This window comes from Nonlabens ulvanivorans, from assembly GCF_032922765.1.
In the GTDB taxonomy this organism is placed as follows: domain Bacteria; phylum Bacteroidota; class Bacteroidia; order Flavobacteriales; family Flavobacteriaceae; genus Nonlabens; species Nonlabens ulvanivorans.
Genome location: NZ_CP136694.1, coordinates 439,268 through 460,620 on the forward strand (window position 1 = coordinate 439,268; position 21,353 = coordinate 460,620).

Here is a 21,353-nt window from a genome sequence, read left to right on the forward strand (position 1 = left end):
TGTTAAGAAATGAATTTAAATAAAACCATTCTGTTTTTTAAAATGTGGTTTCTGTTTCTTGAAACCACGCTTTCGCGAAAGCGTATATTTAAAAAAGCCTCTAATAATTAAATTAGAGGCTTTTATATCATTTATAATCTAGCTAGATTAACGTGTAAATAATAATTCACGGTACTTAGTAAGTGGCCATAATTCATCGTCTACTAATAATTCTAGTTTATCACAGCTATAACGGATCACGTCAAAGTAAGGTTTTACTTTATCACAGTATTGAGCTGCAGTATCTTCAGCACTCTTTGCGTTATTTGCTTTTTTACGAGCATCAGTCATTTCTGTAATTCCTTTATTGATCTTCTCAATATGCTCTGAGATTTCTTCAATAAGAATCATTTGCTCTTTTGCTACTTTCTTGAATTCTTTACCGTAGATTTCTTTTAATCCTACTACGTTTTCTATCAATCTGTTTTGATATTTAACTGCCGTAGGAATCACATGATTACGTGCGATGTCACCTAGGATACGTCCTTCAATCTGGATGCGCATTGCATATTCCTCAACTTCAATTTCATAACGAGATTCTGTCTCGATCTTACTCATGATGTTTAGGTCTTCATAAAGCTTTATAGTTTTCTTAGAGACTTTTGCTTTAAGCGCAGTAGGAGTCGTCTTGTTATTGCTTAGTCCGCGTTTTTTAGCTTCTTTTTCCCATGCTTCTCCATAACCATCACCTTCAAAACGTATCTTCTTAGATTGCTTGATGTACTCACGCAGTACATTAAAGATAGCCTCGTCTTTCTTAAGTTTCTTGTCCTTAATAAGTGCGTCTACTTCTTCTTTAAACTCTATTAATTGTTTTGCAACTATCGCGTTAAGAACGGTCATAGGATTTGCACAGTTTGCTGTAGAACCTACGGCACGCAATTCAAACTTATTACCTGTAAATGCAAATGGTGACGTACGGTTACGGTCTGTGTTATCAAGAATTACTTCTGGAATTTTACCTACTACATTAAGTTTAAGGTCTGTTTTTTCTTCTGGAGAAAGTTTTCCGTCAGTTACTTTTTCTAATTCGTCAAGAACCTTAGTTAATTGAGAACCTATGAATACAGAAATAATTGCTGGAGGCGCTTCATTTGCTCCCAAACGATGGTCGTTTGATGCACTAGCGATAGTTGCTCTAACTAACTCTTCGTTATCGTGCACAGCTTTAATAGTGTTTACAAAGAAGGTTAAGAACTGTAAGTTCTTCATAGGTGTACTACCTGGAGAAAGTAAATTCACACCAGTGTTAGTCGCAAGTGACCAGTTATTGTGTTTTCCAGAACCATTTACTCCTGCAAATGGCTTTTCATGGAATAATACTTTAAAATTGTGACGTGAAGCTACTTTGCGCATCACATCCATTAATAAAGAGTTATGATCTACCGCTAGATTTGCTTCTTCAAAAATAGGAGCAAGCTCAAACTGATTAGGAGCCACCTCATTATGACGTGTTTTAACAGGTATACCTAATAGCATACATTCTGTTTCCATGTCACGCATGTAGTTCAGTACTCTAGATGGTATAGAACCGAAGTAATGATCGTCTAATTGTTGTCCTTTAGCAGATGAGTGACCTAATAATGTACGACCAGCTAGTTGTAAATCTGGACGTGAGTCAGCAAGTGCAGCGTCTATTAAAAAGTATTCTTGTTCCCATCCTAAGGTGGCGATTACTTTAGAAACGTTTTTGTCAAAATATTTACAAACATCAGTTGCTGCTTGATCTACGACTTGTAATGATCTTAAAAGTGGAGTTTTATTATCTAGGGCTTCTCCTGTGTAAGCGATAAATACAGTAGGAATACATAGGGTGGTTCCCATTATAAAAGCTGGAGATGTAGGATCCCAAGCAGTGTATCCACGAGCTTCAAATGTGTTTCTTATTCCGCCATTAGGGAAAGAAGAGGCATCTGGCTCTTGTTGAACTAATTGTCCGCCACCAAATTTCTCAATCACTTCACCATCCATTTCTAGTTCAAAGAAAGCATCATGTTTCTCTGCAGTTCCACCGGTAAGAGGTTGAAACCAGTGAGTATAGTGTGTAGCGCCATTCTGAATAGACCATTCTTTCATACCTGTAGAAATATGATCTGCTACTTCACGGCTTATTTTAGTGCCGTTTTCCATAGCGTCTATGACACTTTTGTAAGCTTGCTTAGTTAAGTGCTGGCGCATCGCATATTTGTTGAATACATTCTTTCCGAATATATCGCTACGACGTTTTGGTTCATTCACTTCAATAGGCTGGCGATTGAGTGTTTCTTTTAAGGCATTAAATCTTAATGTAGACATGATGTGGTGTTATTTTAATAATAATACACCGCAAAAGTAATACTTTTTATAAATCAACCCTTGTTTTTTTAGGGATGTAATATCAACAAAACATTAAAATATGTGAATAACCCCTTATTTATGATAGGGTAGCGAAGGCGAGGTAAATGAATAGCAGGTAAGCTGCTAGATATAGTATACCTTTATATCTTGAAATATTATAAGCTTTAGGTAAAAAGGCTAGTGGTAATAAAGCAAACGAGATGCCTAGCATCCAGTAGATATCATTATTTAATAATCCCATTCCTTCTGGGTTGATTTGTATAGGTTGGATTAAAGCGGTGATACCGAGAACTGATCCTATATTAAATATGTTTGACCCTATAAGGTTACCTAATGAAATTGCCTTCTCTTTTTTTAATGCGGCAATTATAGAAGCTGCTAGTTCTGGAACAGATGTTCCTAAGGCTACCATAGAAACCGCAATTATACTTTCGGGAATTCCTAGACTAGCTGCAATATCAACAGCTCCTTTAACTAGTAACTCACTTCCTTGCCATAATGCGAGTCCTCCTAAGATTAAAAACATGAAAATCTTCCACCATTTAGTTTCTTGTAATTCTTCTTCTACATTAACAGCTTCTGGATTCTTGCGAGCTCGTCTTATAAGTAAAACTAAGAAAATGACTATTCCACCTAATAAAACGCCACCTTCCCATCGTACTAAGTTGTTGTCAGATAATAAAAGAATATATAATACGATACTAAAAGCCATCATCCATGGCCAGTTAAATTTAAAGAAATCTTTGTCAATGGCTAGTGGTGCGATGAGTGCTGTTGCTCCTAATACCAAAGCGATATTTGCAATGTTAGAACCTATAACATTACCTAAAGCTAATCCTGAAAGTCCATCTAATGCAGATTGAATACTGACAATTAATTCTGGAGCACTAGTAGCAAATGATACTACTGTGAGCCCAATGATCATTCTAGATAGTTTTAACTTTAAAGATAATCCCACAGATGATCTTACTAGAAATTCACCACCTATGACTAAAAGAACTAAACCTATTAATAAATAAAATAAACTCATAAAAGAAGAAGGTATAGAATGATTTATAGAATAACTAGGATGGTTTAATTATGGGGTAACCTCACATATACAACGGAAACCTGTATTTAGTTCTTTAGCCTCATAATAAGATAGTGACTTATGTAAAGGTAAATAAGGTCCATTTTTAGACAATTCTTTCATTTCAAAAACAGCCATGTGATAGTCGTCTTGAATTCTTCTGAATTTGTAAAAATCTCCAGCATAGCTATAGATCTCATCTTGATAGGTAAGTAGTTTTAATTGCTTGTCTATTAAGTTTTGAGCAGCAATCATCTCTTTCTCACTAGGTAGTCGATAAGAAACTTTTGTTGGATATTGTGATCTTTGATTCTCATTCTTACTGCGTATACCATAAACTGCGTTTACCATATCTGTGCGCCATTTACAGAATAGCTCAGCTTTTTCTTGTGATACGTGAACTACAGGATGCCATTGATAATATGGGTGGCTGGTATAGTTTCCTAGTGTGAGTTTAGGTGTTACCATTAATCTAGGGTCTAATGTAGCTCCTATCATTAGTCTAGTGCTACCATTATAAGGTTGAAAAACAGAGTCTGCTTCTAATCCATAGGATGGGTAAAATTTCATTTTCTCATGTTTCTTCTCAGACCAGTAGTTGCCTAAATGATCTAAAAATTCAGAATACATAAGGTTAGTAACAGGTACTCTATCAATGTACAAGTTGTCGGTAAGTTTAATGGTCCCAGGTGGGATTGATGTATCTTCTATCTCAATCGCAACTTCAGTATTGCTAGGTTTAGGTCCACAGCTGATGGTTAAAATAATAAGGATAAATAATGGTAATGGTAATTTTTTTAATAAACTCATTTAAGTAAAACTTAGCTGTTAAAAACATTTAATATCTTAAGACTACAAGGTTACAAATTTAGACATTACATTGACGACTTTTGCAACTACTTAACATCAACTTTTATAATAACACATCACAACTATGAAATTTTTTATTGACACCGCAAACCTAGATCAAATTGCCGAAGCCCAATCGATGGGTGTCCTAGATGGAGTAACCACTAATCCTTCTCTTATGGCAAAAGAAGGTATAACAGGTAGCGAGAATATTTTAAATCACTACAAGAAGATATGTGATATTGTTGATGGACACGTAAGTGCCGAGGTGATTTCAACAGATTTTGAAGGGATGGTTAAAGAAGGAGAAGCACTAGCTGCAATGAATGACCAGATCGTTGTAAAGTTACCTATGATTAAGGATGGTGTAAGAGCTTGTAAGTATTTTAGTGATAAAGGTATTAAGACTAATGTCACTTTAGTTTTCAGTCCAGGACAGGCATTACTTGCAGCAAAAGCAGGTGCCACTTATGTATCTCCATTCATAGGTAGATTAGACGATATATCTACAGATGGTTTAAACCTAATTGCTGAAATCAGAATGATTTATGATAACTATGGTTTTGATACAGAAATTCTGGCTGCATCTGTAAGACATACCATGCATGTAATTGATTGTGCAAAACTAGGGGCTGATGTAATGACTGGACCATTAAGTTCTATTGAAGGTTTATTAAAACATCCATTAACAGATATAGGTCTTGCAAAATTTCTTGCAGATTATAAGAAAGGGAATTAAGAGATAGCTCAGTTATTAAATAAAAAAGGCTCGCATTGCGAGCCTTTTTATTTAATCTTTATCTGTTAATATAACCCAACAGCGTTGTTTCTATCTGATAATGAAATAGATTAATACTAGGGTCTATTATCGTGAGATTTTTATCAATTACCATGCTGCGATTATCATTGCGCAATGCTAATTGTGCGGTCACCGGTGAGGTGTTTAGGATTTGATACTCCATGTTAGAGTTAAAACTATAACGCTCATAAGCTTCTTCCCATTGATTACCTTCAGAATCATCTAGATTAATACCTATAAAATCAATCTTAGGATACTTAAGTCTTAAATCTTTAATTTTATCGTGTACTCTTATTGCATATTCACGCTCATCATCAGACCAGAAGAATAAGACCGTCAGTTTCTTTACACGCTCAGATAATTCCATTTTATCCCTATTAGTGTTTTGGATCTTAATGTTAGGCATTTCATTACCAGGATCCAGTTTAATGTAGGTAGATGCTGTAGTAGTAATTCTGTTTTTTAACTCAGCATCGTCAGTCATGCTTGTGAATAAGTCAACTAATTCATTAATCTCATTAGCATTTTTACGATTCATTATGAAATGTTGCGTAATGTTAGAAGCAAAAATATCTTTAACTATTCCACGTGAAAATAAACTATCAATTACAGCTAGTCTCTTCTTTTGATATTTTAAACTAGATCGATCTACCAGCACACCTGATCCTAATTCTTTTGCCAGGCTAGTAAAAGCAAGGTTAGAAATCAGGGAATTTACATAAGGTCTGAAGGCAATATTATTAAGTAGTGATTTGTCATCTATGTCAAAATCTTTTCTGTAAGAATAGAATGAAGGCGGCAATTCTTTACTTTCTAAAAAATCATTTTTACCATAGTGTACAAAAGGAAAGCGCTCTATTTTTGACCACATTGAAAATTTAAAAACCTTATCTGCATGGCACAAAAAATCTGGATCTAGTGAATGTTCTTCAGCAATAGATTCTAGATTTAATATTCTAGCCTCGGTAATGCTATCTAACACTTTTTTAAATTCTGTATGTGATAACTTATAATTATTAAGAAATTCACGATCATCTTTTTCAATTTGCACAAAAAGATTAATAAGATAATTATTTTCTTTTGAATGTGTTCCAGAGAAAGCTAGAGTCTCATCAAAGGCCTTAGTATTAAGCCTTAAAACAGTGCTGTCTCCAGGTGAAAGATATACAGACTGATATTCTCCAGGATGTGCAAATGTGTATAGACCAGGTTTAAGTGAGTTATACGATTTTGAAAAAGAACCATCTGCTGCTAAAGGAATTGTATCTGTTAAGCCATTAAAATCTTTTAAGGTTACAAATTCTTTATGAGCATTGATAATTTTACCTGAAATATGAGTGACAGCATTAGAATTATCTTCCTTACATGAGGTAAATAGTAATAGTACTCCAGTAATTAAGGAGCTAATAAGAAGATAATTACGCTTTCGCGAAAGCAGACTATAAAAAATCATTAACGGTACTCATTTGGGCTAATAGCAAAAGAAACATTTATATGTGCGATAACTAGTTAATGAGCTGTTAAAAACAACAAAATCAATGTGGTAAATACCTAATAATATCAGTACTTTTGCACGCTCAAAGACAAAAATATGTTATCAGTTTCTAATTTATCTGTTCAATTTGGTAAACGCGTCCTTTTTGATGATGTTCACGCAAAGTTTGGTGGTAGTAATTGTTATGGAATTATAGGTGCAAATGGAGCCGGTAAATCTACATTTTTAAAGATTTTAACTGGACAAATGGAACCTACAAGCGGTCATGTCTCGTTAGAGGCTGGTAAACGCATGTCTGTTCTTGAGCAAAATCACAATGCTTATGATGAGGTTACGGTTCTAGAAACGGTGCTGCAAGGTAATAAGCCTTTGTATAAATTAAAGACTGAAATTGATGCTCTTTACGCAGATTATACTGATGAGAATGCAGAGAAGATAGGAGAGCTGCAAGTACAGTTTGAAGAAATGGATGGATGGAATGCAGATAGTGCTGCGGCATCTTTACTTTCTAACTTAGGTATAGGTGAAGAGTACCATTACACCTTAATGGGTGATATGGATAATAAACTTAAAGTACGTGTGTTACTTACTCAGGCATTATTTGGTAATCCAGATGTTCTTATAATGGATGAGCCTACTAATGATCTGGACTATGAAACAATCTCGTGGTTAGAGCACTTTCTAGCAAATTATGAGAACACAGTCATTGTCGTATCGCATGACCGTCACTTTCTAGATGCTGTATGTACACATATTGCAGACATCGATTTTGGTAAAGTAAATCAATACAGTGGTAACTACACGTTCTGGTATGAATCTTCACAACTTGCGGCTAGACAAAAAGCACAAGCTAATAAGAAAGCCGAAGAGAAGAAAAAAGAGCTTCAGGAATTTGTCGCACGTTTTAGTGCAAACATGGCAAAATCTAAACAAGCAACTTCTCGTAAGAAGATGATTGATAAATTAAATATTGAAGAAATCAAACCTTCATCACGTCGTTATCCTGCAATTATTTTTGAAAGAGAAAGAGAAGCTGGAGACCAAATCTTAAATGTAGAAAAACTTGCTGCATCAATTGATGGAGAAGTGCTGTTTAAAGATGTCGATATCAACCTGGCAAAAGGTGATAAAGTAGTTGTGTTTTCTAGAGATAGCCGTGCAACGACCGCTTTTTATCAAATAATAAATGATAAAATGAAAGCAGACGCAGGTACTTTTATGTGGGGAATTACTACAAATCAAAGCTATTTACCAGTTGATAATGCTGAGTTTTTTGATGTTGATTTAAACTTAGTGGACTGGTTAAGACAATATGCTCAAACTGAAGAAGAGCGTGAAGAAGTTCACTTACGTGGATTTTTAGGTAAGATGATTTTCTCTGGTGAGGAGGCACTGAAAAGTGCTAGAGTACTTTCTGGAGGAGAAAAAGTGAGATGTATGCTATCTCGTATGATGATGAAGAGAGCAAATGTTCTTATCGTCGATGAGCCTACTAACCACCTTGACCTGGAATCTATACAAGCTTTAAATAATAGTTTAAAGAATTTTAAAGGTACGGTACTGCTTACGACACATGATCATGAGTTTGCACAAACGGTAGGTAATAGAGTGATTGAATTAACACCTAATGGAGTTATCGACCGTTACACAACATTTGAAGAGTATATGGATGATAAAGCAATTAGAGAGCTAAGAAATAAGATGTATAATTCTTAAACTTCCAATATTATAAAATTAAAAAACCCATTTCTATTTTTAGAAATGGGTTTTTTAGTAGGGTATATTTTAAGTCTATTCAGACTTAGTTTTTTTATTTTTAAAATACTCAAATCCTCGGTATAACCCTAAACCTACCAAGAAAATGGAACCTACTAGTTGAAAATTAGAGACGTCTTTATTTAACATAAATCGCTCATAAATTTTCCAAGCTCCTAATCCTAAAAAAGCGAGTCCTAGAAAAAATTTGATGGACTCTTTATTCTGCATTTTTATTAATCAAAGCATTATAGGCTACGACAAGCCCGTAAACTACTATTGCTACTGATAAGACTACTCGCCATGTGGGCATTTCTTGTCCTAGAATAAAATGATTGTATAGTCTCCAAGAACCAAATCCAATCATTACTGCGGCAATGATACTTCCTAAAAATGGGTTTCTAGTTTTCATATTTAAATATATGAAAGCAAGATAATAAAAAAACGCTCCTATTAAAAAATAGGAGCGTTTCATTGCCTTGTTTTTGAATAAGCAATTAGGCGTTAAAATATTTTGAATTCCATATGGCGGTATTAAAGTTTTTACCTTTTGCAAAAGAATAGTAGAGAACTATTGCCGCAACTGATTTGAACATAAAAAAGAAAATTAATACAAATTGAATCCCGCTAGTTTCTGGTGAGAAAACGCCACCAGGTACAAGTGCACTTATCAATAAACTCACTAATAAAGTAGAGACTATTAAATTTTCAAAACATTTAAAGGACCAAGCCCATATTTTTCTCATCGGACTTAAATCATTTCCCCATTTATGAATCAAATAAAAGTATCCATTTCCTATAGGAGCAAAAAGTAATGGGTCATCAGCATTTTCTAATTTAAACATTTTTGAAGGAGCGACTATCTTAAAACCTTTCATAGTGATATGATGTCTCTTTTCCATTTGCTTAATAATGCTCACGGCTTCTTGAGGAATCTCGTTTTTAAAATACTTAGTATCTAGAAACCTCAATCTATAATCCACACATATGTCCCTTATTTGATCAATATGATATATGCGATTGGTCTCTAGTAAATCAAGGTTAAATTGATTGCGAGGAGTTGGTTTTTGAGGGCTTTTCATGCGAGCCATAATAGCATCCTCTTTCAACTGATCGTCTTTGAGAATTTGAGATACTTGTTCTAGAATATCAACCTCTTGATACTTTTTATCTCTAGCTTTCTGCAGTTGTTGTTCAATATCTGTGCGCTCAAACATAAATTCCTATAATTAGATATTTAAAAATATGAGGATTTTTTTAAATTTAAAAACTCCTTCACAAACTATGTCGTAAAGGAGTTTAAAAGCTATCAGTTAAAGATATATTTTAGCGTAGTTCTACTCCAGCTTGTTTTTCTAGTTGCTGTTGTATTTTTTGCATCGCTTTATCGATTTGTTTATCAGTAAGTGTTTTTACTTCATCTTGTAATAAAAAACTTAATGCATAGGATTTTTTACCTTTTGCAAGATTTTTCCCTTCATAAACATCGAATAGTTGAACCTCTTTGAGGAGTTTTTTCTCAGTTTGTAAGGCAATATCATGTAATTCCTTAAAGCTAGTCTCATCGTTAACTAATAAAGCTAGATCTCTTTTAACAGCAGGAAATTTAGGGATTGCGGTTACCGATTTGCGATCTTCTTTTACTAATTTCAATACTTCATCCCAATAGATATTTGCATAATGCACAGTTACATCTATATCAAATGATTTACATACCTTCTTTTTGACAACTCCAAGATCTGCGATTTTAGCACCGCTATTCAATGATATTCCTTCACTTAAGAAATCCATCTTAGTAGGTTTCTCATTTATTTTAGTAATACCTAATCTTTTAAGAGCACTTATTACGGCACCTTTTAAGTAAAAGAAGTCAGCCGTGCGAGATGTATTATTCCAACTTTGTTCATGTATAGCACCGGTAGTTACTAAACTTAAATGCTTTTGCTCTGTAAATTGTCTTTCTTGATATTGATGATACGTATTACCGAATTCAAACAATCTTAAATTCTCTTGTCTACGGTTAATATTATGAGAAACAGCCTCTAGAGCCCCATAGATCATGCTTTGACGCATAACAGATAAATCACTACTTAAAGGATTTAACATGCGCACTTCATTCTTTGGAGATATTTGCTCTGTAAGTGTATGGTATTTATCAGAGGTAAGGCTATTTGCCATCATTTCATAAAAGCCTTGACCAGCAAGTTGCTGTGCTACTAGGTTTTGTAGTTTATGATTGTCTAACCTCGAACTTTTTGCAATACTAGCATTTAGTTTATCGTTAGTTTCTATGCGATCATATCCATAAACACGTAAAATCTCTTCAATGACATCTGCTGGTCTAGTAACATCATTGCGATATGCAGGAATTGTCAGACCTAATCCTGTTTCTGTTACATTATTAACGTGAATATCTAATGTTCTAAGAATACTCTTGATTTCTTCTTTAGGTATTTCCTTTCCTATTAAAGAATTGACTTTAGAAAAGGGAAGAAAAACCTGTTGGTCCTCAATTTTATGAGAATAAACATCAGTGATATCACTACTTATTTCTCCACCAGCGGTTTCTATTATTAATAAGGCAGCACGCTTAAGCGCATATTCTGTAATATTAGGGTCTATGCCACGTTCAAATCTAAAAGAAGCATCTGTGTTAAAACCATGACGTTTTGCCGTTTTACGTATGCTTACTGGATTGAAATATGCAGATTCTAAAAAGATAGAATTAGTCCCTTTTTTAACACCACTATTTAATCCACCATAAACACCTGCAATACATAATGGTTTTACACCATCACAAATCATTAAGTCCTCTTCATGTAAGTCATGTTCTACCTCATCTAGAGTAGTGAACTTAGTTCCAGCCGGTAATGTTTTTACAACAATCTTATTTCCTTCAATGGCGCTTAAATCAAAAGCATGCAGTGGTTGACCTAACTCATGCATCACATAGTTAGTTATATCAACGACATTATTTTTAGGAGCAATACCTATGGCTTTTAATCTATTTTGAATCCAATCTGGAGAATCTTTTATAGTTAAACCCGTAAGTGTAACACCACAATATCTAGGTGCAAGTTCTGGTTGATCAATTGCTATATCAACTCTGTGTGAACGGTTGTCTACATGAAAACTACTTACAGATGGCGTGATAAACTCTAACAAATCTCCTTCAATCGCAAGTCCTGCTCTTAAATCACGTGCTACACCTAGGTGTGACATCGCATCAGATCTATTAGGCGTCAGTCCAATCTCTATAGTGTAGTCATTTTCTATATTTATTACTTCACTAAATAATGTTCCTGGTTCTAATGATGCGTCTAGAACCATGATACCATCATGTGATGTACCTATGTTCAGTTCATCTTCGGCACAGATCATACCATGGCTTTCTTCACCACGTATTTTTCCTTTTTTGATTTTCCATGCCTCACCAGTTTCTGTGTATAGTGTAGTGCCTATGGTGGCTACCGGTACTTTTTGCCCAGCAGCTACGTTAGGTGCGCCACATACAATCTGCACTGTTTCAGTGCCTATATTTACTTTGGTAAGTTTAAGTTTATCAGCATTGGGATGTTTCACACATTCCAGTACGTGACCTACTACAATACCTTGCAATCCTCCTTTTACGCTTTCAAATTTCTCAATACCTTCTACTTCTAAACCTAGAGAAGTGAGCAAAGCTGCGTGCTCTTCAATTGATTCAGGAACAGTTATAAATTGACGTATCCAGTTGTAAGAAACCTTCATATAATTGTAGTTTTTTAAGGCAGTAAAGATAGTATTAATGGCGCTTTCGCGAAAGCGTATCCAGTATAATCACACTAGGATTATATCATCCAGTGACCATGATGTACTATTTCTAAAACAGCGATGGCAAGTAGCCATTTTTCCTCTTCTGGAGATGGCGTGTTAAGTAAAGACATTATGGGTTGCCCTATGGCGTTTTCATTAAAATTATTTTTGAAAAGACCTTCATGAAAATCTGCATAGTTAGGTGCGACATAAACGGTCGCTAATCTCTTTTCATTGATGATAACCTCATAACTTGAATCGCCAAAACGATATCTAAAATTACCTGAACTTAGAGAAACCTTTGTAGGGTGAACAGCGTTACCTATGTATTTTTTTTGTGCGTCAAAGAGGCCACCAGAATTTGTAATACTACCTAAATATTGATTATTAAGAGTGATGTAAATGGTGTCTTCCTTTACTTCATAGCCCAAGTTAAAGATAGATGATCCTACATAGAACTGACCATCTGATCTAAAACCTCGCTCTACACGACTGAAGGCCATTATAGGTTTTTGATCTGTGGCATAGACGGTTCCTATCAAGCGTCTCGTCATTCCTTTAGAGAATTGATAGGTCATCCATGAAGAGATATCTGTAAAACTGCGGTCTCCCCATGGGGCGAGAGATTTTTTCATGTAATCTACTCGTGCTAGCAGCTGCTGTTTTTCATTTTGAGTCTGCTGTGGAGTTTTTTCTTTATTTGCTTTTCTTACTAACCACCTTATTAAGAAAAACATTCCTACTACAAATCCTATCATGGCTAGGGCAGTTAGTAAAAATGTAAGATAAATGAAGGTTTCCAATCTGAAAATTATTTAATGCAATATTCCTAGTATTCCCATTTACGTTTTTGATTCAACTCTTCCATCTCTTCTAGTGTTTCTTGAGGAATTACTTTTAAAAATGATGGGTGCTGTTCAATAGCATATTCAATTTTTTCTACGATGGATTCTACGCTTTCATTTTCATAATCGATATCTAGTGGTTCTTTAATGACCATAGATTGTAGAATATTACGTTTTTTAATACGTAGTCCTTTTTTATCAAAACTTCTACGGAAACCATCAATTACGATAGGGACAACAATAGGTTTATATTGTTTAATAATATGGGCAGTACCTTTTCTAATAGGTTTAAATGGTTTTGTAGTTCCCTGAGGAAATGTAATAACCCAGCCATCATTTAAGGCGATACCTATATTCTTAGTGTCATCTGGATTAACAGATCTATTTACTTCTTCTCCTTTTGCACGCCAGGTACGTTCTACGGTAATCGCGCCTACGTAAGCAAACACTTTCGGTAAAAATCCACTGGTCATGGTTTCCTTTGCGGCTACATAATAGATATTAAGTTTTGGGTTCCACAGATAACCTACGTTTTTAATAGAATCTTGTCTGCCAGATAAGGCAGCATTAAATACATGAAACATGCTTACCACGTCTGCAAAATAGGTCTGATGATTTGAAATGAAAAGAACACCTTGTTCTGGTAGGTTTCTCAAAATCTCACTTCCTTCAATCTGTAATTCATTAAAACCTCTAAAACGTCTGTGAGATAACACACCTAAAAAGCGTATTAAAAAACGTTTAATCCATAGTATATGTCCGAAAGGATTTTTTTTGAATAATCCCATAGAGTCATTTAAGTTTAAGGGACGGCTAAGATAGGGATTGTAAGGATACTAGCTGTTAATCACATTTAAAATCGTTTAATTTTTTAACACTTTTCTATAGTAAATTTTATCATTTATGTAGATATGAGCAACATAATAACCTGATTGTAAATCTTGTAAGTTAATCATGTTTACAGTATGGTGATTTTCTAATACTAATTGACCTAGTTGATTATAAATTTTTACTGTTGAAATAGGACTCGTAGATTCTAAGAATAGTAAATGTTTAACCGGATTAGGGTATAAGGCTAGCTCAATCTGTTGTTCATCAGGTATAGATAGTGCTGCGTCCACCTGTGTTTTAACAGTGCCGTGTATGTCTTTTAATAGTAGTCTTTCATAAAATATTTGATGAGCCTCGTTTGTAGCGTGCACACCATCACCACTATTATATGCTGGTAATATTTGATTTCCAGCAGTGTTACCTATACCTGTCCAAAAATCTACAGCAAAAGTTCCAAAAGTATTATATGTTTCTGTGACCATTTGTGTTTGTATGGCGACTTGACTTCCGTTTGCTGGAAAGTTGCGTGGTTGTGGTGTTGCCACCCATAATGGTATTTGATTTTGAGAAGCCGTTTGAGAGATTAAACTATAATTATGCAATTGATCTGTTACAGGATAGTTTCCAGCTGCATCATTAGATGGTAGATTGATGATAATTCCATGTGCATTAAGGTTGACAGCCTTAGTTATATTCTTATCTACATTAATGGTTTTATTAACACCTGCAGGTATTGTGGTTCCAGTAGGTAAAATATTATAGGTAACAAATCCACCTTGTGCCAGATTTATAACCTCATAACGTGTGTCTAATTGTTCTAAGTAACGACGGTATTTCCATACCCAAGCGTTATACTGGTTTGAAGGACCACTTCCAGCAGCTGTAGAAGAGCCTAGCACAATTATACGATAAACCGTATTGTTATCTGGTATAATTGTAACAGGTACACTGTCTATTACTTGGCTTCCATCACTTAATCTTATAATCACATTACTAGAAATGGAATTGGGAACGGTAAAATCATAGCTCCGATCTGTGGAAGGAACTGTTGCTATATTGTTGAAGGTATTTCCACCATCGATAGAGTATTCTAAGGTAACCTGATCGATACCTTCACTAATCCACGATAATGGAACCGTTTTACCTACTTCCCAAGTTGATTGTTGGATGGGATAGGTGAGTAGCAAATTTTGTTGTGTAATGAATTGAGAGATAGGTGTGTTATCGATTTGTATTTCAAGAGCGTTGAGATAATAAAATCCATAACTGTTTGTATTGTTTGCACCAGCTGTTGCAGTAATCTCTATCTCGCCATTACTGTCTGGTTGCATATTATAAACCTCAATCTTTTGAGTTGTGTTATTTGATGCGTTTAGGCTTACGATTTGAGTTGTGTTACCATTAACTGTATACGAAGTTTCACGATTATCAGTTACATTCATTCTAGAAGCAAAAAATGAAAAGCTGTAAAACTTATTAGGATCTAATTGTCTTAATTTAAATCCACCTGTCACCTGAGTGCCGCCATTAAATGAACTTGTGGCACCAAAAAAACTATCTCTACTTGCAGATTGAGCAACGTTCACCTGAAATGAAGGGTCTAATGAACCTGATAGGTTAATATTTAACCAAGCGTCATGCACTTTGAGGTTAATTCCTGACGAAACACCTAAATGATTATATAATAATACACCGTTTGAATAGCCAGCTTGATAACTCGTTGAAATATTGTTGATGTATTCCCGACTTGCTAGATCTTCATTAGTAGAGCCAAAGTCTATAAATACACGTTCTTGAGCCAGTGCCACAATTGAAAGTAGTCCCAGTAGCACTGTTATAAAAAAAGCCTTTTTAGTCATGCCTTAAAGATAAACTTTCTTGTAACATAGTTTTAAATTCTGAAAGCATCATTGCAGTAGCACCCCAAACGACTTGGTTTTGTAGGTAATAACATGGTACTGTTATATCTGTTGCATAGCTAGTAGAGAGTGTATGTTGGCTCACGTTTATAGGGTCCATTAACTCATGTAATGGTACCTCTATGATAGATTTAACCTCGCTAGGCTGTCTTGTGAATTTTAATTCCGCTTTCGCGAAAGCGAGAAAAGGAGCTACCATATAATTACTAGGAGGAATATAGATAGGAGTGCCTGCAGTGATAATTTCCTGATGTTCTGGCATTATGCCTACTTCTTCATGAGTCTCTCTTATAGCGGTAACAGCGTCATCTTGATCTTCTTCTTCCTTACGGCCGCCAGGAAATGCTATCTGACCACTATGAGCACCTTTAGAAATCATGCGTTCGATGAGAACAAAATGAGCGATATCTTTTACGGGATATACTAGCATCATAACAGCAGCCTTGCGAGGTGTTTTTTTACGTAGCGACTCGTGTTGCAATTCTTCTAGTCGTTCTACTGCAGCCATTTTAAGTTGCGCTTCAAAACCTGGTAAAGGCATTTTCTTTATTTTTGAAACCGAATCCTTAAATGCGTTAAATGAAATCAAATGGTCTGTTTTTTATATTAGTGATACTCTTTACTTTAAGTTGTAAAGATAGTTCACAAAAAGAAACACCGGTACATGTTATAATAGAAGAGACACGTACTAAAGAACAGGTCTTAAAAGAACGTAAGGAAAAAGAAATTGCTAGGTTCTATAAGCGCAGTGTTAATAGAAAAGGAGATAGTTTATTACCATATATTCCTCAAGATTCTGTAGAGGTTTTTTTTACTAGATATGCTCAAGAACATCCCGAGACTATGGTGCGTATGACAACGACGTATGGTGATATAGAAATGGAATTGTTTGAAGAAACACCTTTATATCGAGCTAGTTTTCTGTTTTTGATTAATAATAGATATTTTGATGAGACCGTAGTACATCGAGCAGTTAAGGGATTTATAGTTCAAGCTGGGAATAGTGATAATATGATTACTGCACAGAAAAAGGGTAGTGCAGGAAATTATCAATTACCTATGCATATTTTACCCGACGTAAAGCATTCTTATGGTACTTTGAGTAGTGCAAAGTATTGGGAGAATAACCCAGAAAACTGGCATAATCCTTTTGACTTTTTTATTTCACTACGTGCTACAAAACATCTGGATGGTGAGCACACTATTTTTGGTCGTGTTACTAAAGGCATGAATGTCGCCGAAGCGATTTCAAAAGTTGAAACCGATTCAAGAGACTGGCCTAAAACGGATATTTATATTGAGATGAGTGTGATGGAGTAAATGTTTTTAATCCTTTGATTTTGAATGCGATAAAAGTTATATTATAGGATGGTAGTTTTAAAAATAGAACATAAAAAAACACCTTTTCAATAGTTGATAAGGTGTTTTTTAAATTATTATTAAAGGTCGTTTTTAGTAACGATATACAATGGCGTTAATATTCATACCAGCACCAACACTTGCAAACATGACTACATCACCTTTTTCTACTTTGTGTTGAGGCATTTTACCTCGTACTACTAGATCCATTACCGTAGGAACTGTAGCTACAGAGCTGTTTCCTAGTTTATGTATAATCATAGGCATGATATCACGAGGTACTTCCATATCGTACAACTTGTAGAAACGTTCTACGATAGCCTCATCCATTTTCTCATTTGCCTGATGAATAAAGATTTTTTTCAAGTCTTTAATATCAACACCAGCTTGATCCATAGCGGCCTTCATACCTTCAGGTACTTTAGAGAGTGCAAAGTTATAAATACGACGTCCATACATTTTAATGTATTTAGTCTTGTCTTGTAAGTCTTTATTATAAGAGGTTTCATTAAAAATAAAGAATGCCTCTTCTTCAGTATAAGTTGCTGTTGTCTGACCTAGTATACCGTGTTCGTCAGTGCTAGGTTCTACTACCACCGCACCAGCACCATCAGAATAAATCATCGAATCACGATCATGAGGATCTACTACTCTAGATAGGGCTTCAGAACCTATTACGAGGACTTTTTTTGCAAGGCCTGATTTTATAAAAGAGTCTGCTTGAGTCAAACCTAAAACCCATCCTGGACACCCAAAAAGGACATCATATGCTACACAAGCTGGGTTTTTAATACCCAGTTTGTTTTTAACTCGGCTTGCGAGACTAGGAACCATATCACTAGAACTACCGTCTGCTTTTACGTCTCCATAGTTATGAGCAACTATAATAAAATCTAATGTTTCAGGATCACACTTTGCATCGTCAATGGCTTTTTGTGCTGCAAAAGTTGCAATATCACTAGTAACGAGTTTGTCGTCCATATAACGACGTTCTTCAATACCAGTAATTGCTACAAATTTTTCAATTATAGTAGCATTGTCACTACCGAAGGAACTACCATCATTATTAAGGAACTCATGATTCATGAATTCTTCATTTTTTCTCACTACATCAGGTATATGACTACCTACTCCTGTAATTTTTGCTCTCATGTTCATCAACTTGTAAAGACAAAAAAAGTGATAAATGCGATGTTTTCCTAATAATTGAAAGCTTAATATATAGAACTTTTCTGTTGTTTAAGAATTTTCTACGTTTACAACGATTTCGTTGCGAATAATATAATGCACTGCATAGTAAATACCTGTTAAATTGCTGTATTATTAAAAAAGGCCAAATTAACTGCTGGTCAATTTGGCCTTTTTTTATTAAAATGTATAAACATTAAATGCTACATATACTCTTCCATAGGCTCACAAGTACACATTAAATTACGGTCTCCATAAGCATCGTCTGCACGACGCACGGTAGGCCAGAATTTATTATCTGCAATGTATTCTAATGGATATGCTGCATGTTGTCTAGTATATGGTAGTTCCCAGTCGTCACTCGTTATCATTTGTAAAGTATGAGGACTGTTTTTAAGAACATTATTAGGATTATCACTAGAGCATTCTGCAATTTCTTTTCTAATAGAAATCATAGCGTCACAGAAACGATCCATTTCTTCTTTAGACTCAGATTCAGTAGGCTCAATCATCATCGTTCCATTTACCGGGAAGGACACTGTTGGTGCGTGAAAACCATAATCCATTAAACGTTTTGCGATATCAACTACCTCAATACCATGTTCTTTAAAAGGACGACAGTCTATAATCATCTCGTGTGCCGCACGACCTTTCTCGCCAGTATATAAACATTCATAGCTGCCTTTTAGTCGCTCTTTAATATAGTTTGCATTGATGATTGCATACTCTGTAGATCGTTTTAAGCCTTCTGCACCTAACATACAGATGTAACCATAAGAAATTAAGCATACAGATGCGCTACCGTATGGCGCAGCACTGATAGGTGTAATAGCTTGATAGCCACCTGTAGGTATGATAGGATTACTAGGTAAGAATGGAACCAGTTGTGGCGCCACACATATAGGTCCTACACCAGGTCCACCACCACCATGTGGGATAGCAAATGTTTTGTGTAAGTTAAGGTGACATACATCTGCACCGATGTTACCAGGATTAGTTAACCCAACTTGCGCATTCATATTTGCACCGTCCATATAAACCTGTCCACCGTTCTCATGGATGATACCTGTTATTTCTTTAATGGCACTTTCATAAACACCATGTGTAGAAGGATAAGTTACCATTAAAGCACTTAAGTTATCTTTATGTTTAAGGGCTTTTTCACGTAAATCATCTACATCGATATTTCCGTTTTCTAGTGCTTTAGTTACAACAACTTTCATACCTGCCATTACTGCACTAGCAGGGTTAGTACCGTGTGCACTAGATGGAATAAGGCATATATTTCTATGTTGATCTCCACGACTGTGGTGATAAGCACGTATAGCCATTAAACCTGCAAATTCTCCTTGAGCACCAGAGTTAGGCTGTAAAGAAGTACCTGCAAAACCAGTTGCTTCATTTAATTGAAGCTCTAATTTCTTCAACATTTCTTGATAACCTTGAGCTTGGTCTATTGGTACAAATGGGTGAATATTTCCCCATTGCGGATTTGAAAGTGGTAGCATTTCTGCAGCTGCGTTCAATTTCATCGTACAAGAACCTAGCGCGATCATAGAGTGATTTAATGCTAGATCTTTACGCTCTAATTTTTTAATATAACGCATTAATTCTGTCTCAGAGTGATAAGAATTAAATACCTCATAGGTCATGAAATCTGTTTGACGTCCTGTTCCTAAGTGAGTGCTTTCTAATAAATTTGTAATAGGAGTAAAGTCTTTATTTACCGCTTTCGCGAAAGCAGAAACAATGTCATTCAAGTCTGCCAAAGAAGTAGTTTCATTTAAAGAAACTTGAACTGTTTCAGCATCTGGATAATAGAAATTGATTTCTAAAGCCAAAGCCTCTTTTTTAACAGCCTCAGCATCTACTTTAAAACTTAAAGTATCAAAGAAGTTTTCGTTAGTTTGATAAATTCCTAATTTCTCAATTGCATCTGCAAGTGTTGCTGTTTGAGAATGTAATTTATTTGCGATAAATTTCAAACCACGTGGACCGTGGTAAACACCATACATACCAGCCATAACTGCTAGCAGTACTTGTGCGGTACAAATGTTTGAAGTTGCTTTATCTCTTTTAATGTGCTGCTCACGCGTTTGTAACGCCATACGCAGTGCACGTTTTCCATCTGTGTCTTTTGTAACACCTATAATACGACCTGGAATTTGTCTTTTAAATTCTTCGCGTGTTGCAAAATATGCTGCGTGTGGTCCACCATAACCTAGTGGTATCCCAAAGCGTTGTGTTGTTCCCACAACCACATCTGCACCCCAATGTCCAGGAGCTTCTAGTAGTACTAAGGAAAGTATGTCTGCAGATACTGCTATACGTATATTGTTCTCTTGGCATTTTTTTGCAAAAGCGGTATAATCTACTACATTACCACTAGCACCAGGATATTGTAATAGAATACCGTAATATCCTGCATTTACGTCTATTTCTTGTGGATTACCTTCTACTAACTCTATACCTAGAGGAATAGCGCGAGTTTTTAAAAGCTCTTTAGTTTGTGGTAAGGCATCTTGATCTACAAAGAACTTTACAACCTTGTCTTTTTTCTGAGCTCTTTCTCTTACAGAAAAAAGTAATGTCATTGCTTCGGCAGCAGCAGTAGACTCATCTAGTAAAGATGCGTTTGCTAGCTCCATACCAGTAAGATCAGTGATCATGGTCTGGAAGTTAAGTAAAGCTTCTAGACGGCCTTGAGCAATCTCTGCCTGATAAGGTGTATAGGCAGTATACCATCCTGGATTTTCCAATATATTTCTTTGGATTACCGCAGGTGTTATAGGAGCGTTATAACCTAGACCTATATAAGATCTAAATTGCTTATTCTTATCACCTAATTTTTTAATATGAGATAAAAACTCATATTCACTCATAGCAGTATCTAGCTGTAAATCTTGTTTAAGGCGTATGTTTTCTGGAACGGTTTCATAAACTAGTTGGTCAATAGATTCTACACCTATTGTTTCTAGCATGGGCGCAAGGTCTGCCTTGCGAGGTCCGATATGTCTTAGGGCAAAACGATCTGTATTCATAGTACTTATATGGTCTATTTGAGATAGTGCAA

At 35.3% G+C, this 21,353-nt stretch carries 17 protein-coding genes; 3 read left to right on the forward strand and 14 right to left on the reverse strand.

What is annotated here, in order from left to right; all coding sequences use genetic code 11:
- Nucleotides 1-147 precede the first annotated feature (147 nt).
- The 3 genes from R1T42_RS01995 to R1T42_RS02005 all read right to left on the reverse strand — a co-directional run bounded on the left by R1T42_RS01995 (nucleotide 148) and on the right by R1T42_RS02005 (nucleotide 4,255).
- Nucleotides 148-2,334: a glutamine synthetase III family protein gene (locus R1T42_RS01995; protein ID WP_317291093.1), complete on the reverse strand. Its 2,187-nt coding sequence runs from the start codon at nucleotides 2,332-2,334 to the stop codon at nucleotides 148-150.
- A gap of 118 nt (nucleotides 2,335-2,452) precedes the next feature.
- Complete coding sequence (locus R1T42_RS02000; protein ID WP_317291094.1) at nucleotides 2,453-3,406, reverse strand: calcium/sodium antiporter; 954 nt, start codon at nucleotides 3,404-3,406, stop codon at nucleotides 2,453-2,455.
- 48 nt (nucleotides 3,407-3,454) lie between these two features.
- Nucleotides 3,455-4,255, reverse strand: coding sequence for an SUMF1/EgtB/PvdO family nonheme iron enzyme (locus R1T42_RS02005; protein WP_317291095.1), 801 nt, complete (start codon nucleotides 4,253-4,255; stop codon nucleotides 3,455-3,457).
- 124 nt (nucleotides 4,256-4,379) lie between these two features.
- On the opposite strand from R1T42_RS02005, the gene fsa reads away from it, so the two are divergent.
- Entirely contained in the window at nucleotides 4,380-5,033 is a 654-nt protein-coding gene (fsa, locus tag R1T42_RS02010; protein WP_036581181.1) for a fructose-6-phosphate aldolase, read from the forward strand.
- Nucleotides 5,034-5,091: 58 nt separating this feature from the next.
- On the opposite strand, the gene R1T42_RS02015 is transcribed toward fsa, so the two are convergent.
- Nucleotides 5,092-6,546, reverse strand: coding sequence for a TlpA family protein disulfide reductase (locus tag R1T42_RS02015; protein ID WP_317291096.1), 1,455 nt, complete (start codon nucleotides 6,544-6,546; stop codon nucleotides 5,092-5,094).
- Nucleotides 6,547-6,684: 138 nt separating this feature from the next.
- Between R1T42_RS02015 and R1T42_RS02020 the strand changes: the two genes are divergently transcribed.
- Complete coding sequence (locus tag R1T42_RS02020; protein WP_036581176.1) at nucleotides 6,685-8,304, forward strand: ABC-F family ATP-binding cassette domain-containing protein; 1,620 nt, start codon at nucleotides 6,685-6,687, stop codon at nucleotides 8,302-8,304.
- Nucleotides 8,305-8,379: 75 nt separating this feature from the next.
- On the opposite strand, the gene R1T42_RS02025 is transcribed toward R1T42_RS02020, so the two are convergent.
- From R1T42_RS02025 to R1T42_RS02060, 8 genes are all read right to left on the reverse strand, one after another.
- Entirely contained in the window at nucleotides 8,380-8,574 is a 195-nt protein-coding gene (locus tag R1T42_RS02025; RefSeq protein WP_036581174.1) for a hypothetical protein, read from the reverse strand.
- A complete protein-coding gene (locus tag R1T42_RS02030; protein ID WP_317291097.1) occupies nucleotides 8,564-8,755 on the reverse strand; it encodes a hypothetical protein in 192 nt (63 codons plus the stop codon). Before R1T42_RS02030 ends, R1T42_RS02025 begins: the two co-directional genes overlap by 11 nt.
- An 85-nt stretch (nucleotides 8,756-8,840) precedes the next feature.
- Nucleotides 8,841-9,560: a hypothetical protein gene (locus R1T42_RS02035; protein WP_036581169.1), complete on the reverse strand. Its 720-nt coding sequence runs from the start codon at nucleotides 9,558-9,560 to the stop codon at nucleotides 8,841-8,843.
- Between the two features lie 109 nt (nucleotides 9,561-9,669).
- Complete coding sequence (gene pheT / locus R1T42_RS02040; protein WP_317291098.1) at nucleotides 9,670-12,093, reverse strand: phenylalanine--tRNA ligase subunit beta; 2,424 nt, start codon at nucleotides 12,091-12,093, stop codon at nucleotides 9,670-9,672.
- An 80-nt stretch (nucleotides 12,094-12,173) separates the two neighbouring features.
- Nucleotides 12,174-12,941, reverse strand: coding sequence for a hypothetical protein (locus R1T42_RS02045; protein ID WP_317291099.1), 768 nt, complete (start codon nucleotides 12,939-12,941; stop codon nucleotides 12,174-12,176).
- A gap of 26 nt (nucleotides 12,942-12,967) precedes the next feature.
- Nucleotides 12,968-13,771, reverse strand: coding sequence for a lysophospholipid acyltransferase family protein (locus tag R1T42_RS02050; protein ID WP_317291100.1), 804 nt, complete (start codon nucleotides 13,769-13,771; stop codon nucleotides 12,968-12,970).
- Between the two features lie 75 nt (nucleotides 13,772-13,846).
- A complete protein-coding gene (locus R1T42_RS02055; RefSeq protein WP_317291101.1) occupies nucleotides 13,847-15,673 on the reverse strand; it encodes a T9SS type A sorting domain-containing protein in 1,827 nt (608 codons plus the stop codon).
- Nucleotides 15,666-16,322: an NUDIX hydrolase gene (locus R1T42_RS02060; RefSeq protein WP_317291102.1), complete on the reverse strand. Its 657-nt coding sequence runs from the start codon at nucleotides 16,320-16,322 to the stop codon at nucleotides 15,666-15,668. Before R1T42_RS02060 ends, R1T42_RS02055 begins: the two co-directional genes overlap by 8 nt.
- On the opposite strand from R1T42_RS02060, the gene R1T42_RS02065 reads away from it, so the two are divergent.
- The gene (locus R1T42_RS02065) at nucleotides 16,313-17,053 is read left to right on the forward strand and encodes a peptidylprolyl isomerase (RefSeq protein WP_317291103.1); all 741 of its coding nucleotides are present in this window, start codon (nucleotides 16,313-16,315) and stop codon (nucleotides 17,051-17,053) included. The genes R1T42_RS02060 and R1T42_RS02065 overlap by 10 nt on opposite strands.
- A gap of 132 nt (nucleotides 17,054-17,185) precedes the next feature.
- Here R1T42_RS02065 and R1T42_RS02070 read toward each other — a convergent pair whose 3' ends face one another.
- Both R1T42_RS02070 and gcvP read right to left on the reverse strand, forming a co-directional pair.
- On the reverse strand, nucleotides 17,186-18,244 hold the full coding sequence (locus R1T42_RS02070) for a 3-oxoacyl-ACP synthase III family protein (RefSeq protein ID WP_317291104.1): 1,059 nt from the start codon (nucleotides 18,242-18,244) through the stop codon (nucleotides 17,186-17,188).
- 239 nt (nucleotides 18,245-18,483) lie between these two features.
- On the reverse strand, nucleotides 18,484-21,321 hold the full coding sequence (gcvP, locus tag R1T42_RS02075; protein ID WP_317291105.1) for an aminomethyl-transferring glycine dehydrogenase: 2,838 nt from the start codon (nucleotides 21,319-21,321) through the stop codon (nucleotides 18,484-18,486).
- Nucleotides 21,322-21,353 lie beyond the last annotated feature (32 nt).

Bases quoted from the DNA above. Each gene is read 5' to 3' on its own strand.
- R1T42_RS02065 (WP_317291103.1), top strand. From the start codon at position 16,313: ATGAAATCAAATGGTCTGTTTTTTATATTAGTGATACTCTTTACTTTA.
- pheT (WP_317291098.1), bottom strand. From the start codon at position 12,093: ATGAAGGTTTCTTACAACTGGATACGTCAATTTATAACTGTTCCTGAA.
- R1T42_RS02020 (WP_036581176.1), top strand. From the start codon at position 6,685: ATGTTATCAGTTTCTAATTTATCTGTTCAATTTGGTAAACGCGTCCTT.
- R1T42_RS01995 (WP_317291093.1), bottom strand. From the start codon at position 2,334: ATGTCTACATTAAGATTTAATGCCTTAAAAGAAACACTCAATCGCCAG.
- R1T42_RS02055 (WP_317291101.1), bottom strand. From the start codon at position 15,673: ATGACTAAAAAGGCTTTTTTTATAACAGTGCTACTGGGACTACTTTCA.
- fsa (WP_036581181.1), top strand. From the start codon at position 4,380: ATGAAATTTTTTATTGACACCGCAAACCTAGATCAAATTGCCGAAGCC.
- R1T42_RS02035 (WP_036581169.1), bottom strand. From the start codon at position 9,560: ATGTTTGAGCGCACAGATATTGAACAACAACTGCAGAAAGCTAGAGAT.
- R1T42_RS02015 (WP_317291096.1), bottom strand. From the start codon at position 6,546: ATGATTTTTTATAGTCTGCTTTCGCGAAAGCGTAATTATCTTCTTATT.
- R1T42_RS02000 (WP_317291094.1), bottom strand. From the start codon at position 3,406: ATGAGTTTATTTTATTTATTAATAGGTTTAGTTCTTTTAGTCATAGGT.
- R1T42_RS02030 (WP_317291097.1), bottom strand. From the start codon at position 8,755: ATGAAAACTAGAAACCCATTTTTAGGAAGTATCATTGCCGCAGTAATG.
- R1T42_RS02070 (WP_317291104.1), bottom strand. From the start codon at position 18,244: ATGAGAGCAAAAATTACAGGAGTAGGTAGTCATATACCTGATGTAGTG.
- gcvP (WP_317291105.1), bottom strand. From the start codon at position 21,321: ATGAATACAGATCGTTTTGCCCTAAGACATATCGGACCTCGCAAGGCA.
- R1T42_RS02005 (WP_317291095.1), bottom strand. From the start codon at position 4,255: ATGAGTTTATTAAAAAAATTACCATTACCATTATTTATCCTTATTATT.
- R1T42_RS02050 (WP_317291100.1), bottom strand. From the start codon at position 13,771: ATGGGATTATTCAAAAAAAATCCTTTCGGACATATACTATGGATTAAA.
- R1T42_RS02025 (WP_036581174.1), bottom strand. From the start codon at position 8,574: ATGCAGAATAAAGAGTCCATCAAATTTTTTCTAGGACTCGCTTTTTTA.